Raw genomic sequence first — 14,926 nt, 5'->3', positions numbered from 1 at the left:
CTCCGTCGTCTTCGGGCTCGTCAGGAGCCCTACGGGCTCGCAGGGTTGCCGTCGTCGGCGGACGTCGCGCCGTCGTCGGCCTCGGGCTCGTGCCCGGGGCGCTCGTGCTTGTCGTGGCGCTCAGCACGACCGTGCCCGTGGTCGCGGCGACGCTCGCGGGCCGCACGGCGTCGCTCCTGCTCGAGGCGCCACAGGAACTCGGGGTCGTCGTCGGGCGCGACCGGACCCCCGGGGCGAGGCGCGGGACCGGGCCCGCCGCCGGGACGCGCGCCGGGTGCGCGACGCCGACCTGAGGCACCAGCACGCGCACGTCGGGTCTGGCTCGACAGCGCGAACCATGCGATCGCGCCGAAGCCGGGGAGCAGCAGGATCAGGATCAACCAGAGGCCACGCGGCAGTCCGCGCCGGTCCTCGTCCTCCGCGTTCCACGCGTCCGTGGCCGCGTACGCGGTCATGGCGATCACGAGCAGTGCCAGAAGTACTCGGGGCATGCCTCCCAGGGTAGACGCCTAGGCTGGGTGACATGCCTGTCGTCCTGTACTCCGTCTACCGACTCCTGCTGCTCGCGGCGAGCGTGGGCCTGCTCGCCCTCGCGGGCTTCCGTGGGTGGCTGCTCCTGCTCGTGGCCGTCGTCGTCGCGCTGCTCGCCTCGCCCGTGCTGCTGCGCGGGCCCCGGGACCGAGCCGCTCTCTACCTCGCCGAGCGTGCCGAGGCGCGCCGCGCGTCGGCGGGCAAGCCGGCACGTGACGAGGCGGACGAGGACGCCGAGGCCGAGGGCTGACGGAGGGCTAGCCCCAGGCAGGAGCCCGCACCAGCTCGGCCCCTCCTGCATCCCAATCGCCCCGGTGCACACGTGAGGTGTGCAGGGGAGCGATCGGTGGGGCCGAGGGGAGCGATCCGTGCGGGTGTCCCGAGCTCAGAGGGCGAGCGAGAAGCCCAGGAGCAGCCCGAACGCGAGCTCGAACAGGCCCGTCCCGCCGAGCACCGGCACGAGCAGCCGCCCGCGAGCGCCCGCGAGGACGGGCAGCGTCAGCAGCGTCGCCGGGAAGGCGAGCAGCACGACCGACAACGCCCACGGCGTCGTCAGGGCGCACAGCACGCCGAGGAGCATCGCGCCCCAGATCATCGCGCAGTACGCGCGCCGCGCCCGGTGGTCGCCGAGGCGCACCGCGAGCGTCCGCTTGCCCGCGACGTGGTCCGTCGGGATGTCACGGATGTTGTTGACCATGAGGATCGCGCACGCGATCAGGCCGATCGCGACCGCCCCGAGGCCCGACGCCCAGGAGATGCGACCCGCCTGCGTGTAGGTCGTGCCGAGCACGGCCACGAGGCCGAAGAACACGAACACGAAGACCTCGCCGAGGCCCATGTACCCGTAAGGTCGCTTGCCGCCCGTGTAGAACCACGCAGCGACGATCGCCGCCGCACCGACCGCGAGCAGCCACCACTGGCCGGACAGTGCCACGAGGCCGAGACCGGCGAGCGCACCGACGGCGAGCGACCCGAACGCGGCTGCGCGCACCTGCGACGGACGTGCGGCGAGCGACGCCGTCAGGCGCATCGGCCCGACACGGTCCGCGTCCGTGCCGCGGATGCCGTCCGAGTAGTCGTTCGCGTAGTTGACGCCGACCTGCATCGCGAGGGCGACGAGGAGCGCGAGCGCCGCAGCGCCCGCGTGGAACGAGTCGAGCTGGGCCGCGGCCCCGGTGCCGACGAAGACCGGCGCGGCGGCGGCGGGCAGCGTGCGCGGGCGGGCACCGGCGATCCACTGGCGGGGGGTGGCCATCGTTCTCCTCAGGTCGGCGGGACGACCGTACGAGCCTAGTTGCTCACCGGGGCGTCCGGCCCGGCGGCCGCAGCCCACGCCTCGGCGGCGAGGCGGGCGAGCTCGGCGCGGTCGGGCTTGCCGGGCCCGCGCAGGGGCAGCGCGTCGACGACGCGCAGCACGCGCGGCGCCGCAGCCGCGCCGAGCGCGTCGCGGACGTGCGCGCGGAGGTCGTCGAGCGACAGCACGTCCCCGGACGTGGTCGCGACCGCGACGACGACCTGCCCCCACTGGTCGTCCGGCGTCCCGACGACGGCGACCTCATCGAGGCCGCCCCACCCGCTGAGCACGGCCTCGACCGCGCTCGCGGACACCTTCTCGCCGCCCGTGACGACGACATCGTCCGCGCGCCCGAGGACGGTGAGCGTGATCTGCATCGTGTCCTCGGACAGCTCGAGCTCGCCGAGATCCTCGGTGCGCAGCCAGCGCCCCCCGTGGATGTCGATGAACGGGCTGTCGGCGTCGTCCACGCCGAGGTAGCCGCGCGCGAGCACGCGACCCGAGAGCAGGACGCGGCCCGTCGGGTCGGTGCGCACGCGCACCCCGCGCAGGGGGACGCCGTCGTACACGCAGCCGCCGCACGTCTCCGACATGCCGTACGTCATCACGACGCGTACGCCCGCCGCCTCGGCGCGGGCCCGCAGGTCGGGGTGGAGCGCCGCGCCGCCGACGAGCACGGCGTCGAACGAGCGCAGCGCCTCGACCGCGGCCTCGCCCCCGGGCGTCCCTGCGCCCTCGAGGAGGCGGTGGAGCTGCGTCGGGACGAGGGAGGTCAGCCGGAGGAGCTTCGACCCGCCGAGCGGGGCGGCGGCGTCCATGCGCTGCACCGCCTCGACGAACGTCTCGGGGCGGAAGGGGCCGGGCGCGATCGCCGTGACGTCCGAGCCCGCGAGCGCGGCGCGCAGCACGACCTGCAGGCCCGCGACGTGCGTCGTCGGCAGCGCGAGGAGCCAGCGGCCGTGGCCGCCGAGCCGCTCGGCGGTCGCCTCGGCGGACGCGCGCAGGGCGTCCGCGGTGAGCATGACTCGGCGCGGGCGGCCGGTCGAGCCGGACGTGCCGACGACGACGGCGACGTCGTCCGGGACCTCCGGGAGCACCTCGTCCTCAGGGCCCGCAGGTTCCGCGAGCACCGCAGGGCCCGAGCCGTCGAGCGCGTCGCGCAGCAGTCGCACGAGCTCGATGACGTCGTCGTGTGCCTCGGCCACGGTCGCCCCGGACGTGGAGGACGTGCGCAGTGGACGAGAGGAGGGGACGCGGATCAGCGGACGGTTCACCCCTTCACCGTAGACGGGGTCGTAGGCTGGTTGGCGCAGCAGAACCCGGCCCGCGACGGTCGGGCACCGAACTCCCCGGGAGAACCAGACCGTGCAACTCACCGCCCACCCCGCCGCGCGCGCCAGCGTGCGCGGTTCCCTGGCGTTCGTCACCGCCGCCGCCCTCGCCCTCGGTCTCACCGCGTGCGGCGGCTCCGACCCGGTGCCGACCCCCACCGTGACGGTCGACCCGAACGTCGACGCGGACAAGAACGCGGCGCCGGAGCCGGCCGCCCCGATCGTCTGGCCGCTCACGGGGGTGCCGGTCGACGAGGTCCCGGAGCGTCCCGCGATCGCGGTCAAGGTCGAGAACACCGCCGCGGCCCGTCCCCAGAGCGGCCTCGAGGACGCCGACGTCGTCTGGGAGACGATCGTCGAGTTCGAGGTCTCGCGCTTCATCGCCGTCTACAACTCGAAGCTCCCCGAGGAGGTGGGCCCCGTGCGGTCCGCCCGTCCGGTGGACCTGCGCGTCGTCGCGCCGCTCAACCCGCTGTTCGTCTTCTCGGGTGCGCAGAAGCGCATGGTCACGCGCATCGCGCAGTCCGACGTGCAGGCGATGTCGCACGACGCCGGCGTCGCGGGCATGTCCCGCTCGAGCGCCCGCTCGGCGCCGCACAACGTCTACGCGAACCTCAAGACGATCGCGAAGGCCGCGGACAAGAAGCACTCGTCCGCGCCGGAGCAGCAGTTCACGTTCGCGGCCGACCCGGCCGAGGCGACCGCCGCGGTGTCCGGCAAGGACACGAAGACGATCAACCTCAACCTGTCGGGTGCGGCCAAGCCTTCGTGGACGTGGTCGAAGGGCGCGTGGAAGCGCTCGGAGGGCAGCGCCAAGGCGATGAACGCCAAAGGTGACCAGCTCCAGGCCGTCAACGTCGTCGTCGTCGAGGTCAAGCAGAAGGACTCGGGCCTCGACGCTCAGGGCGGCGCGATGGTGCCGGACAACATCCTCGTGGGCAAGGGCAAGGCCCTCGTCGCGACCGGCGGCAAGACGATCGAGGCGACCTGGGTCAAGAAGGACAAGGACACGCCGCTGACGCTCCAGACGAAGGACGGCGAGCCGCTCGACCTGGCCCCGGGCAACACGTGGGTCGAGCTCATGAACAAGGGCAAGGGCTCGTACGAGCTGAGCTGACCCGGAGCGGGCGCACGCCCCGTCCACCCGAGGTATGACGACGCCGTACCCCGCGCGGGGTACGGCGTCGTCGTATGTCGAGCCTCGGGGGCGATGTGGCGCGGGGGTGCTGCGGACGAGGGTAGAGCCATGGCTACCACGCACCCGCACCCCGGTTTCCCGTCCTTCTCCCGCGCGCACGCTCGCGACGAGCGCCGCACGCTCGACACGCCCCCGTCGTTCCCTCCGGCAGACGTCGACGACGACGCTGACGGCTGGAAGACGTCGACCGCGCCGACCGCCGTCTCGGTCGCGCTGCTCACGGCGCTCGCGACGGCGCTCGCGCTGGGGCTGCGCGAGGTCGTCTCGCTCGCCTCGGCATTCCTCGGAGCATGACACGACCTCCCACGTCTCGGGGGCGACGGGGAGGGCGTGTCCGGTGCGGCCGCTGACGCGCCGCGGGTCTTGAGGTCAGTCGCGGTACTGCGTGAACGCCGCGGTGGCCGGGTCGGCGCCGAGGCGGTTCCCCTGCTCGAGCGCGTCGATCGCTGCGACGTCGGCGTCGGTCAGCTCGAAGCCGAGGACGTCGATGTTGGAGCGGATGCGCTCCGCCGTGACGGACTTGGGGATGACGATGCGCCCGGCCTGCAGGTGCCACCGCAGGACGACCTGCGCCGGGGTGACGCCGAGGCGCTGGGCGGCGTCGACGACGGCGGGAGCCTCGAGGTCGGTGCCGCGGCCGAGCGGGGAGTAGGCCTGCACGGCGATGCCGTGCGCGCGGGTCGCGGCCTGGAGCTCGGCCTGCTGGAAGGTGGGGTGCACCTCGATCTGGTTGACCGACGGGAGGACCTGGGTCTCGGCGACGAGGCGGTCGAGGTGCTCGGGGAGGAAGTTGGAGACGCCGATCGAGCGGACGAGGCCGTCCGCCTGGAGCTTCTCGAAGGCGCGCCACGTCTCGACGTAGAGGTCGAGGGAGGGGACGGGCCAGTGCACGAGGAACAGGTCGACGTACTCGAGGTCGAGGGCGGCGCGGCTCGCCTCGAACGCGGCGAGCGTCTTGTCGTAGCCCTGGTCGCCGTTGCGGAGCTTGGTCGTCACGAAGATCTCGTCGCGGGGGATGTCGGTCGCGCGCAGCGCGGCGCCGACGCCCTCCTCGTTGTAGTAGCCGGCGGCGGTGTCGATGTGGCGGTAGCCGGCGGCGAGCGCGTCCTCGACGATGCGCTGCGTGTCGTCCTCGGGCACCTGGAAGACGCCGAGGCCGAGCTGCGGGATCTCGACGCCGTTGTTGAGGGTGATCGTGGGGATCTGCGCGTTGGTCATCTCCCCATGATGCTCCTGGGACGCCCATCGGTCGAATCGATACGAGGGATGAATCGTCCGTGTCGCCGCGGGCGGCTCCCAGCGACGCGCGGGTCGCCCACGACGAGCAGCGGCCCGGGCCCCGCGAGGGGACCCGGGCCGCCTGCTGCCGGCGTGCGCGTCAGTAGTAGTACGGGAACCCGGACCAGTCCGGGTCGCGGCGCTCGAGGAAGGCGTCGCGACCCTCGACGGCCTCGTCGGTCATGTAGGCGAGACGCGTGACCTCGCCCGCGAAGACCTGCTGGCCGGCCAGGCCGTCGTCGGCGAGGTTGAACGCGAACTTGAGCATGCGGATGGCCTGCGGGGACTTGGTCGCGATGATGCGCGCGTACTCCAGAGCGAGGTTCTCGACCTCAGCATGGTCCGCGACCTCGTTGACCGCGCCCCAGTCGTAGGCGTCCTGCGCCGAGTACTCGCGTGCGAGGAAGAACACCTCGCGGGCGCGCTTCTGCCCGACCTGCCGCGCGAAGAGCGCGGACCCGTAGCCGGCGTCGAACGAGCCGACGTTCGCGTCGGTCTGCTTGAAGCGGGCGTGCTCGCGGCTCGCGATGCTCAGGTCGGCGACGACGTGCAGCGAGTGCCCGCCGCCCGCGGCCCAGCCGTTGACGACGGCGATGACAGGCTTGGGCATCGTCCGCATGAGTCGCTGCACCTCGAGGATGTGCAGGCGGCCCGCCTTGGCCGGGTCGATCGCGTCGGCGGTCACGGCCTCGTTGTCAGTGACGTAGCGGTAGCCGTCGCGGCCGCGGATGCGCTGGTCGCCGCCCGAGCAGAACGCCCAGCCGCCGTCCTTGGGGGAGGGGCCGTTGCCCGTGAGGATGACGGCGGCGACGTCGCCGCTCATGCGCGCGTGGTCGAGCACGCGGTAGAGCTCGTCGACGGTGTGGGGCCGGAAGGCGTTGCGGACCTCGGGGCGGTCGAACGCGACGCGCACGACGGGCAGGTCGCGCTCGGCGGTGACGGTGCCGTCGTCGTCGACGGTGCGTTCGACCCCGCGGTGGTACGTGATGTCGGTGAGTCCCTCGAAGCCGGCGATCGTGCGCCAGCGGGCGGGGTCGAACGTCTCGGAGACCTGAGCTGGCATTGGCGTGACCATGCGGCCAGGTTATCGGTCGGCACGGGCGTGCCGACGGCCGATGTGAAAGTGGTACGCTCGTACCACTAACTAGGCGGGAACGCCCGCTACCCGATCCCGAGGACCATCACCATGGCATGGGTCATCCTGATCATCTCCGGCATGCTCGAGGCCGGCTGGGCGCTGAGCCTCAAGGCTTCCGAGGGCTTCTCCCGCCTCTGGCCGAGCGTCACCTTCGTCGTCCTGCTCGCCCTGAGCATGGGTGGCCTCGCGATCGCCCTGCGCAGCCTCCCCGTCGGCGTCGCGTACGCCGTCTGGACCGGCGTCGGAGCGTCCCTCACCGCGATCGTCGCCGTCGCGCTCTTCGACGAGCCGATGAGCATCCTGAAGATCGTCTCCCTCGTGCTCATCGTGGCCGGTATCGTCGGGCTGAACCTCTCCGAGTCGTAGCCCCGCCGTCGTAGCCTCGACGCCCAGCCCTGAGGACGCCCCGTGCTGACCCCGAACCCCACAGCGACCGACGCGTCAGACGCCCCGCGCCGTCGCGCTCGCGGTGAAGCGCGCCGCGAGGCGCTCGTCGCTGCTGCCGCCGCGATCATCCGCGAGGAAGGCCCGGGAGCGTTGACGCACCGCGCCCTCGCCCTGCGGGCGGGCGTCCCGCTCGCGGCGACGACGTACTACTTCTCGTCGCTCGAGGAGATCCTCGAGGTCGGCGGCGCCGTCCTCGCCGAGTCCTGGGCGACCAACATCCGCGAGGTCCTCGACGACACCGAGGCCGTCGCCGCAGCGACCACGGGCATCCGCCGCGCCGAGCTCATCACGCGCGCGCTCCTGCCTGAGGGGGACGACGCCGTCGTCCGGCACCACTACGAGCACCTCGTCGGCGCGGGGCGCACCCCCGCGCTCGCGCGCAGCTACGCGTCCGGACGGCACCGCTTCGACGCCGCGATCACGGAGATGCTGCGCGCGCTCGACGTCGACGAGCCGCCCGCGCTCGTCCTCGCCGTCGTCGACGGCGGCGCGGTCGCGGCCCTCTCCGAGGGACGCCCCGTGCGCCCGTACGTCGCCGCCCTCCTCGTCCGCCTCTTCGCGCGGTAGGGGTGCCGTCGCCAGGTAGGGGCGCCCTCGCGAGGTAGGGGTGCCCTCGCGAGGTAGGGGGCTGCAGGGGCCTACCTGGCGTGCACGCCCCTACCTCGGCGACGGGCTGGCCGGGCGCCGGGGTGCGGGCTGAGCGCGGGGCTGGGCGCGACCGGACGGCGGGCGCGCAGCGCAGGCCTCTACGCTGGGCACGTGCACGTCTACTCGATCCCCCTGCGCACGCGCTTCCGCCGCATCGACGCGCGCGACGGCGTCCTGATCCACGGTCCCGCAGGGTGGGCGGAGGTGTCGCCGTTCTGGGACTACGACGACGTCGAGTCGTCCGCGTGGCTGCGCGCGGCCCGGGAGGCGGCGACCCAGCCGAACCCGCCGCACGTGCGCGACCGCATCCCCGTCAACGTCACCGTCCCCGCGGTCGACGGCGAGCGCGCCCGCGCGATCGTCCTCGCGTCGGGCGGATGCACGACCGCGAAGGTCAAGGTCGCCGAGCCCGGCCAGAGCGTCGACGACGAGGTCGAGCGCCTCGAGGCCGTGCGCGACGCGCTCGGCCCGGGCGGCCGCATCCGGATCGACGCGAACGGCGGCTGGGACGTCGAGACCGCCGTCGCACGTCTCACCGTGCTCGACCGCGCCGCGGGCGGCCTCGAGTACGTCGAGCAGCCGAGCCCCACGGTCGCGGACCTCGCGGCGGTGCGGCGCCGCACGTCGGTCCCCGTCGCGGCCGACGAGTCCATCCGTCGTGCCGAGGACCCGTACGAGGTCAAGCGCCAGGACGCGGCCGACGTCGTCGTGCTCAAGGTGCAGCCGCTCGGCGGCGTGCGCGCGTGCCTCGACCTCGCGGCCGACATCGGTCTGCCCGTCGTCGTGTCCTCAGCGCTCGAGACCTCGGTCGGCCTCGCTCAGGGCATCGCGCTCGCGGCCGCGCTCCCGGAGCTGCCGTACGCGTGCGGCCTCGCGACCGCGCACCTCTTCACGGACGACACGGTCGTCCGCCCGCTCCTGCCCGTCGGCGGGAGCATCGCCGTGCGCCGCCCGGTCGTGAGCCCGACGGCGCTCGAGCGCACCCAGGCGCCCGACGACGTCGCGCAGCGCTGGCGGGCACGGCTCGACCGGCTCGCGGACGTCCTCGACGTCCCCGCCGACGAGCGGGCGGCCTGGTGAGCGGCGTCGCGGGCGCCGCCGGGGGCCGGGCGGCCGTGCCGCCGTCCCTCGCCTCGGCACGCGCCCTCGTCGCGGCCCTCGTGCGGCTCGGGGTGCGCGACGTCGTGCTCGCCCCGGGCTCCCGGTCCGCGCCGCTCGCGTACGCGGTCGCGGACGCGAGCGCTCGCGGCGAGCTGACGCTGCACGTGCGCATCGACGAGCGGGACGCGGCCTTCCTCGCTCTCGGCATCGCGCGCGGCCGCGCTCTCGACGCGCCCGCCGACCCGCGCGAGCCGCGCGTCGCGCCCGCGCCCGTCGCGGTCGTGACGACGTCGGGCACCGCGGTCGCGAACCTGCACCCCGCGGCGCTCGAGGCGGACCACGGCGGCGTGCCCCTCCTGCTCGTCACCGCCGACCGGCCGCACGAGCTGCGCGGCACGGGCGCGAACCAGACGACCGACCAGCGCGCCATCCTCGAGGGGACGGCACGCCTGACGGTCGACGTGCCCGCCCCGGACGGGCGCGCGGGCGAGGAGCGCGACGTCGCGCACGCGACCGCGCGGGCGGTCGACGCCGCTCGCGGCGGCCGGTCCGGCCGACCGGGGCCCGCGCACCTCAACGTCGCCTACCGCGACCCGCTCGCGCCGCCCGTGGACCTGGGCGAGCCGCTGGGCCACGAGGCCCTGACCGACGGCGCTCTCGCGGCCGGCCACGTCGCACCGGCAGTCCCCGACGTCCGCCCCGCGACGCGGTGCGACGTCGACCCGACGCTCGACGTCGCAGCGCCGACCGGCCGGACGGTCGTCGTCGCGGGCGACGGCGCAGGCCCCGTCGCCCGCGCTCTCGCGGAGGCGCGCGGCTGGCCCCTGCTCGCCGAGCCCGTCTCGGGCGCGGTCGGGGGGCCTGCCCTCGTGCACGTGCACAACCAGGTTCTCGCGCACGCGGGTCTCACCGACGACGTCGAGCACGTCGTCGTCGTCGGGCGCGCGACGCTCTCGCGGCCCGTGCAGCGGCTGCTCGCGCGCGACGTCGAGGTGATCGTCGTCGCGCCGGACGGCGGGCCCTGGCCCGACGCGGCGCGCAACGCCTCGCTCGTGCTGTCCGCCGTGCCCGCCGCGTGGCTCGAGCCGGGGGCTCGGGACGGGGCGTGGCTCGACCGGTGGGTCCGTGCGGGGCGCACGGCAGCCACCGCTGTCGACGACGCCGCCGCGCTCGCGGCGCTGCCTGACGACGCGATCGTGTCGGCGCCGCAGGCCGTGCGCCTGCTCGCCGACGCGCTCACACCCGACGACGTCCTTGTCGTCGGCTCCTCGAACCCCGTGCGCGACCTCGACCTCGTGCACCGCTGGACCGAGCCCCCCGCCGTCGTCGCGAACCGCGGCCTCGCCGGGATCGACGGTCTCGTGTCGACCGCGACGGGCGTCGCGCTCGCGCGCAGCGGGGTCTCCGGTCGGACGGTGCGCGCGGTCCTCGGCGACGTGACCTTCCTGCACGACGTCGGTGGCCTCCTCGGCGCCCCGCTCGAACCGCGCCCTGACCTCCAGGTCGTCGTCGTCAACGACTCGGGCGGCTCGATCTTCGCGGGGCTCGAGCACGGTGAGCTCGCCGAGGTCTCGGCCCGGCGGGCCGAGGTGTTCGAGCGGGTCTTCTCGACGCCGCACGACGTCGACCTGAGCGCGCTGTGCGCCGCCTACCGCGTGCCCCACGTGCGCGCGACGACGGTGGGGGAGGTGCGCGCCGCGCTCGCGGCGCCGACGGCGGGCACGAGCGTCCTCGAGGTCGTCGTCGACAGGGCGGGGCGGCGCGACGCCGCCGCGGCCGTCGGGCGGGCCGTGCGGGCAGCGTTCGCGGACGACTGAGAGTTTCAGCAGACTCTCAGGAAGGTTCGAGGATCGCTCCAGGAGCCTCTGCTGAGATGGGTCGTACCCGAGGAGGTCACCATGAACGACAACATCACCGAGCCCGTCCCCGCAGCGCCCCAGCCCGGCCCCGGAACCCCTGGCGAGCGCGCCGAGGCGCCGAGCGCCGGCCCTGTCCCCCCGGCCCCGCAGCCCCCGACCCCCGGACAGGTCCCCGCCCCGCCGGCGGAGACCGCCCGGTTCGCGTCGCCGAGCGGTGTGGCACCGACGCAGGCGCTGCCCGCCGCGACCGCCAGCGCGCCGTACGCGCAGTCGGCCCCGCACCCCTCCGCGCCGTCCGCGCCCCACGCCTATGCGCAGGTGCAGCAGCCTTACGGCGGCGGTCGTCCCGGCGCCGCGCCGGGCGGTCCCGGTGCACCTGGCGGCCCGGCAGCTCCAGGCGCGTCCTTCTCGCCCCAGAAGCCCGCCCGCCCCAAGCGCGTCTGGCCCGCCGTCGTCTCGACGGCCGCCGTGACCGCGCTCCTCGTCGGCGGCGGCACCGCCGCGCTGACGACGTCGCTCCTCGACGACACGGCGCCGCGCACGAGCGCGACCTCGACGGTCGACGGGCTCGGCAAGACCAGCCCGGTGACGGTCGACTCGGTCACGCCCGCCGCGTGGGAGTCGGTCGCCGCGGCGGTCGCCCCGACGGTCGTGGCGATCGACGTCGAGACGGCGTCGGGCGGCAGCCAGGGCTCGGGCGTCATCTACGACACGAGCGGCCACATCATCACCAACAACCACGTCGTCGCCGGCGCGCGCGACGACAAGGTCACCGTCACCCTCTCCGACGGACGGCTCTACGAGGCGAAGATCGTCGGCCTCGACGCGTCGACGGACCTCGGGGTCATCAAGATCGTCGACCCGCCCGCCGACCTCGTCGCCGCGACCTTCGCGGACTCGGAGGCCGTCGTCGTCGGCAACGCCGTCATGGCGGTCGGCAACCCGCTCGGCCTCGCGCACACCGTGACGACCGGCATCGTGTCCGCCGTCGCGCGGCCCGTGACGACCGCGGGCGAGGGCAGCAGCGACTCGCCCGTCGTGACGAACGCGATCCAGATCGACGCCGCGATCAACCCCGGCAACTCGGGTGGCCCGCTGTTCGACGCGAACGGCCACGTCATCGGCATCACGTCGTCGATCGCGACGCTCTCGTCGGGCTCGCAGTCGGGCTCGATCGGCCTCGGCTTCGCGATCCCGTCCAACCAGGCGAAGTCCGTCGGTGACCAGCTCATCGCGAACGGAGTCGCGGAGCACGCCTTCCTCGGCGTGACGCTCTCCGACGCGACGGCGACCGTCGACGGCGTCACGCGCCGCGGCGCGCTCGTCCGCGAGGTCACGTCCGGGTCTGCCGCGGACAAGGCAGGCATCCAGAAGGACGACGTCGTCATCGCGATCGACGGCGAGGCCGTCTCCGGGTACGAGTTCCTCACCGCCGCGGTGCGCGAGCGGGTCGCCGGCGACCAGGCCACCCTCACGATCGTGCGCGACGGCGCGTCCAAGGACGTCACCGCGACGCTCGACGCACGGCCCGAGCAGGCGCAGAGCCAGCAGCCGTCCGGACCTGGGCGGGACGGTGAGACCCCGCCCGAGGGGATGACCCCTGACCAGCTCTGGGAGTGGTTCTACGGCAACGGCCGTTAAGATCGATCCAGACATCTGATCTCCTCGTTCGCTCGTTCCCTGTCGACGCGAACGAGGTGGGTCGAGCAGCGGTTTCCCCTGGCTGCACGCTCGACCCGGAGGCGCCCAGCGCCTCGACGAAGGGCCGGCACCGTCACCCCCCGGTGGTCCCGGCCCTTCGTGCTGTCCGGGGCCGGGCCGCGTCCTACGTGGGCGCGGCCCGGCCCGCGGAGACGACGAAGGCGCCCCGTCCGAGGACGGGGCGCCTTCGTTCGTGCGGGGCGCTGGACGGCTCAGCCGCCGAGGGCGTACCGCATCGGCTCGAGCTTGGCCTCGGTCTCGGCGAGCTCGTCGGCCGGCACGGACGCGGCGACGATCCCGCAGCCGGCGAAGAGCCGCAGGTCGTGGGAACCGGCGTCGCCGGTCGCGGGCGCGATCTCGGCGGAGCGCAACGCGATGCCCCACTCGCCGTCGCCGTCGGCGCCGACCCAGCCGACCGGGCCCGCGTAGCGCGCGCGGTCGAGCTGCTCGATGTGACGGATGAGCTCGCGAGCCTCGTCGGTGGGCGTGCCGCACACAGCGGCGGTCGGGTGCAGGGCGCCGGCGAGCGTCAGCGAGGAGACGCCGTCGGCGAGGACGCCCGTGACGTCGGTCGCGAGGTGCAGCACGTTGGGCAGGTGCAGCACGAACGGCGTCTCAGGCACGTTCGTCGAGGCACAGAACGGCTCGAGCGAGCGGGCGACCGACGCGACCGCGTACTCGTGCTCCTCGAGGTCCTTCGACGAGTGGGAGAGCTGGGCAGCGCGGGCGAGGTCGTCGGCGTCGTGCCCCGTGCGGCGCACGGTGCCCGCGAGCACGCGGGAGATGACGAGCCCGCGCTCGGAGCGCACGAGGAGCTCGGGCGTCGCGCCGACGAGGCCGTCGACGGAGAAGGTCCAGCACGTCGAGTACTCGTCGGCGAGGCGGCCGAGCAGCCAGCGCGGGTCGACGGGAGCCTCGGTGCGGGCGTGCACGTCGCGCGCGAGGACGACCTTGTCGACCGTCCCGGCGTGGATCTCCTTGACCGCCCGGGCGACGACGTCGCACCACGCCTCGCGCGTGAGCGAGCCGTCGGACAGCGTGACGGTCCCGGGAGCGGTGACCGGCTCCGCGGCCGCCGCGAGCAGCTCGGTGAGCGTCGGCGGGGTCGCGGGCTGCTCGCCCTCGGGCGAGATCGTCGTGACCCACGCGACGTCGCCGCGGCGCCCGACGACGACGGACGGCACGACGAGCACGCCGCCCGCGGGGGAGGTGGGGTCGAAGGCGAACGAGCCGAACGCGACGGGACCGGTGCCGGGGACGCGGACGGCGTCGTCCGTCGTCGTGCGGCCGAGCTGCTCGGCCCAGCGTGCGTGCGCCTCGTCGAGCTGCGCGGCGCTCGCGACCTCGATGCGGGCGGCCTCGCCCCAGCCGACGAGACCGTCGCCGCGCCGGACCCAGCTCAGCGGCGCGTGCCGCGGGAGGAGGTCGAGGAGCGTGGCGGGGTCGGAGGTCGCGTCCGGCAGGTCGAGCGGCGTGGTCCGCGCGACGAGACGCTGGGGTGCCTGGGTCATGGTCCTTCCAGCCTAAGTGGCGCGGGGCCGCCGCAGCGCCGGGCGCGACGTGGTCGCGGTCACGAACGCCTAGGGTGGGAGCATGTCGCGCGCAAGCCTGGAGAAGAAGCCCCACGAGGTCGCCTCGATGTTCGACGGGATCGCCCGTCGCTACGACCTGACGAACGACATCCTGTCGCTCGGGCAGGACCGCGCCTGGCGGCGCGCCACGACCGAGGCGGTCGGCGCGTTCCCCGGCGAGCGGGTGCTCGACCTCGCGGCGGGGACCGGCACGTCGAGCGAGCCGTTCGCCGACGAGGGCGTGCGGGTCGTGCCGTGCGACTTCTCGCTCGGGATGCTGCAGGTCGGCAAGAAGCGCCGCCCCGACCTCTCCTTCACCGCCGGGGACGCGACGAAGCTGCCCTTCGCGGACGAGAGCTTCGACGCGGTGACGATCTCCTTCGGCCTGCGCAACGTCGTCGACACGGTCGGTGCGCTCCGCGAGATGCTCCGCGTCGTGCGCCCCGGCGGGCGCATCGTCGTGTGCGAGTTCTCGTCGCCCACGTGGAAGCCGTTCCGCACGGTCTACGAGGAGTACCTCATGCGGGCGCTGCCGAAGATCGCGGCGGCCGTGACGAAGGACGGCGGCTCGTACGAGTACCTCGCCGAGTCGATCCGCGAGTGGCCGGACCAGCGTGGCCTCGCGGCGCTCATGCAGGAGGCCGGGTGGCGCTCGGTGTCCTACCGGAACCTCACGGGAGGAATCGCCGCACTGCACCGTGCATTTCGCCCCTGAGGGGTAGAGGCTGGGGTGCAGAACGGATATACCCGGCTCCGGCCGTGCGTCGCGGGTCCTAGGTCCCACTGTTTGCTGACGCGGTGAGGCTTACCTTGGCAGACATGGCCATGG

Annotated in this window: 15 protein-coding genes; 9 read left to right on the top strand and 6 right to left on the bottom strand. The window is 74.3% G+C overall.

Annotation, left to right across the window (positions count from 1 at the left end):
- Window positions 1-29: 29 nt before the first annotated feature.
- Window positions 30-491: a PLDc N-terminal domain-containing protein gene (locus tag ATL41_RS06100; protein ID WP_098457680.1), complete on the bottom strand. Its 462-nt coding sequence runs from the start codon at window positions 489-491 to the stop codon at window positions 30-32.
- 32 nt (window positions 492-523) lie between these two features.
- Between ATL41_RS06100 and ATL41_RS06095 the strand changes: the two genes are divergently transcribed.
- A complete protein-coding gene (locus ATL41_RS06095; RefSeq protein WP_098457679.1) occupies window positions 524-781 on the top strand; it encodes a DUF4229 domain-containing protein in 258 nt (85 codons plus the stop codon).
- 135 nt (window positions 782-916) lie between these two features.
- Here ATL41_RS06095 and ATL41_RS06090 read toward each other — a convergent pair whose 3' ends face one another.
- Together ATL41_RS06090 and ATL41_RS06085 are read right to left on the bottom strand one after the other, a co-directional pair.
- Window positions 917-1,786 carry a 1,4-dihydroxy-2-naphthoate polyprenyltransferase gene (locus ATL41_RS06090; RefSeq protein WP_098457678.1) on the bottom strand — a complete coding sequence of 290 codons (870 nt, stop codon included), beginning with the start codon at window positions 1,784-1,786 and terminating at the stop codon, window positions 917-919.
- A 35-nt stretch (window positions 1,787-1,821) separates the two neighbouring features.
- Window positions 1,822-3,099, bottom strand: coding sequence for an AMP-binding protein (locus tag ATL41_RS06085; RefSeq protein ID WP_245854656.1), 1,278 nt, complete (start codon window positions 3,097-3,099; stop codon window positions 1,822-1,824).
- Window positions 3,100-3,190: 91 nt separating this feature from the next.
- Here ATL41_RS06085 and ATL41_RS06080 point away from each other — a divergent pair, with 91 nt between their 5' ends.
- Together ATL41_RS06080 and ATL41_RS06075 are read left to right on the top strand one after the other, a co-directional pair.
- Window positions 3,191-4,273: a DUF3048 domain-containing protein gene (locus ATL41_RS06080; RefSeq protein ID WP_098457677.1), complete on the top strand. Its 1,083-nt coding sequence runs from the start codon at window positions 3,191-3,193 to the stop codon at window positions 4,271-4,273.
- A gap of 129 nt (window positions 4,274-4,402) precedes the next feature.
- A complete protein-coding gene (locus ATL41_RS06075) occupies window positions 4,403-4,648 on the top strand; it encodes a hypothetical protein (RefSeq protein ID WP_098457676.1) in 246 nt (81 codons plus the stop codon).
- A gap of 75 nt (window positions 4,649-4,723) precedes the next feature.
- On the opposite strand, the gene ATL41_RS06070 is transcribed toward ATL41_RS06075, so the two are convergent.
- Together ATL41_RS06070 and ATL41_RS06065 are read right to left on the bottom strand one after the other, a co-directional pair.
- Complete coding sequence (locus tag ATL41_RS06070) at window positions 4,724-5,572, bottom strand: aldo/keto reductase (protein ID WP_098457675.1); 849 nt, start codon at window positions 5,570-5,572, stop codon at window positions 4,724-4,726.
- A gap of 160 nt (window positions 5,573-5,732) precedes the next feature.
- A complete protein-coding gene (locus ATL41_RS06065) occupies window positions 5,733-6,695 on the bottom strand; it encodes a 1,4-dihydroxy-2-naphthoyl-CoA synthase (RefSeq protein WP_425432660.1) in 963 nt (320 codons plus the stop codon).
- Between the two features lie 123 nt (window positions 6,696-6,818).
- Between ATL41_RS06065 and ATL41_RS06060 the strand changes: the two genes are divergently transcribed.
- The 5 genes from ATL41_RS06060 (at window position 6,819) to ATL41_RS06040 (ending at window position 12,466) form a co-directional block, all read left to right on the top strand.
- Window positions 6,819-7,136, top strand: coding sequence for a DMT family transporter (locus tag ATL41_RS06060; protein WP_098457673.1), 318 nt, complete (start codon window positions 6,819-6,821; stop codon window positions 7,134-7,136).
- A 42-nt stretch (window positions 7,137-7,178) separates the two neighbouring features.
- The gene (locus ATL41_RS06055) at window positions 7,179-7,784 is read left to right on the top strand and encodes a TetR/AcrR family transcriptional regulator (protein WP_098457672.1); all 606 of its coding nucleotides are present in this window, start codon (window positions 7,179-7,181) and stop codon (window positions 7,782-7,784) included.
- Window positions 7,785-7,976: 192 nt separating this feature from the next.
- A complete protein-coding gene (locus tag ATL41_RS06050; protein ID WP_098457671.1) occupies window positions 7,977-8,945 on the top strand; it encodes an o-succinylbenzoate synthase in 969 nt (322 codons plus the stop codon).
- Window positions 8,942-10,783, top strand: coding sequence for a 2-succinyl-5-enolpyruvyl-6-hydroxy-3-cyclohexene-1-carboxylic-acid synthase (gene menD / locus ATL41_RS06045; RefSeq protein ID WP_219810364.1), 1,842 nt, complete (start codon window positions 8,942-8,944; stop codon window positions 10,781-10,783). Before ATL41_RS06050 ends, menD begins: the two co-directional genes overlap by 4 nt.
- Window positions 10,784-10,864: 81 nt before the next feature.
- Complete coding sequence (locus tag ATL41_RS06040) at window positions 10,865-12,466, top strand: trypsin-like peptidase domain-containing protein (protein ID WP_098457670.1); 1,602 nt, start codon at window positions 10,865-10,867, stop codon at window positions 12,464-12,466.
- A 272-nt stretch (window positions 12,467-12,738) separates the two neighbouring features.
- Here ATL41_RS06040 and ATL41_RS06035 read toward each other — a convergent pair whose 3' ends face one another.
- On the bottom strand, window positions 12,739-14,037 hold the full coding sequence (locus ATL41_RS06035; RefSeq protein ID WP_098457669.1) for an isochorismate synthase: 1,299 nt from the start codon (window positions 14,035-14,037) through the stop codon (window positions 12,739-12,741).
- Window positions 14,038-14,119: 82 nt separating this feature from the next.
- Here ATL41_RS06035 and ATL41_RS06030 point away from each other — a divergent pair, with 82 nt between their 5' ends.
- Window positions 14,120-14,812 carry a demethylmenaquinone methyltransferase gene (locus ATL41_RS06030; RefSeq protein WP_098457668.1) on the top strand — a complete coding sequence of 231 codons (693 nt, stop codon included), beginning with the start codon at window positions 14,120-14,122 and terminating at the stop codon, window positions 14,810-14,812.
- Window positions 14,813-14,926 lie beyond the last annotated feature (114 nt).

Origin of the sequence: Flavimobilis soli, assembly GCF_002564025.1 — a bacterium.
Lineage (GTDB): Bacteria > Actinomycetota > Actinomycetes > Actinomycetales > Cellulomonadaceae > Flavimobilis > Flavimobilis soli.
The sequence above is the reverse complement of the archived record's forward strand: the minus strand, read 5'-3'. Positions and strand labels throughout refer to the sequence as shown.

What these genes read in the sequence shown, in the direction of transcription:
- ATL41_RS06100 (WP_098457680.1), bottom strand. Translation starts at nt 491, where the DNA reads ATGCCCCGAGTACTTCTGGCACTGCTCGTGATCGCCATGACCGCGTAC.
- ATL41_RS06095 (WP_098457679.1), top strand. Translation starts at nt 524, where the DNA reads ATGCCTGTCGTCCTGTACTCCGTCTACCGACTCCTGCTGCTCGCGGCG.
- ATL41_RS06090 (WP_098457678.1), bottom strand. Translation starts at nt 1,786, where the DNA reads ATGGCCACCCCCCGCCAGTGGATCGCCGGTGCCCGCCCGCGCACGCTG.
- ATL41_RS06075 (WP_098457676.1), top strand. Translation starts at nt 4,403, where the DNA reads ATGGCTACCACGCACCCGCACCCCGGTTTCCCGTCCTTCTCCCGCGCG.
- ATL41_RS06070 (WP_098457675.1), bottom strand. Translation starts at nt 5,572, where the DNA reads ATGACCAACGCGCAGATCCCCACGATCACCCTCAACAACGGCGTCGAG.
- ATL41_RS06065 (WP_425432660.1), bottom strand. Translation starts at nt 6,695, where the DNA reads ATGCCAGCTCAGGTCTCCGAGACGTTCGACCCCGCCCGCTGGCGCACG.
- ATL41_RS06060 (WP_098457673.1), top strand. Translation starts at nt 6,819, where the DNA reads ATGGCATGGGTCATCCTGATCATCTCCGGCATGCTCGAGGCCGGCTGG.
- ATL41_RS06040 (WP_098457670.1), top strand. Translation starts at nt 10,865, where the DNA reads ATGAACGACAACATCACCGAGCCCGTCCCCGCAGCGCCCCAGCCCGGC.
- ATL41_RS06035 (WP_098457669.1), bottom strand. Translation starts at nt 14,037, where the DNA reads ATGACCCAGGCACCCCAGCGTCTCGTCGCGCGGACCACGCCGCTCGAC.
- ATL41_RS06030 (WP_098457668.1), top strand. Translation starts at nt 14,120, where the DNA reads ATGTCGCGCGCAAGCCTGGAGAAGAAGCCCCACGAGGTCGCCTCGATG.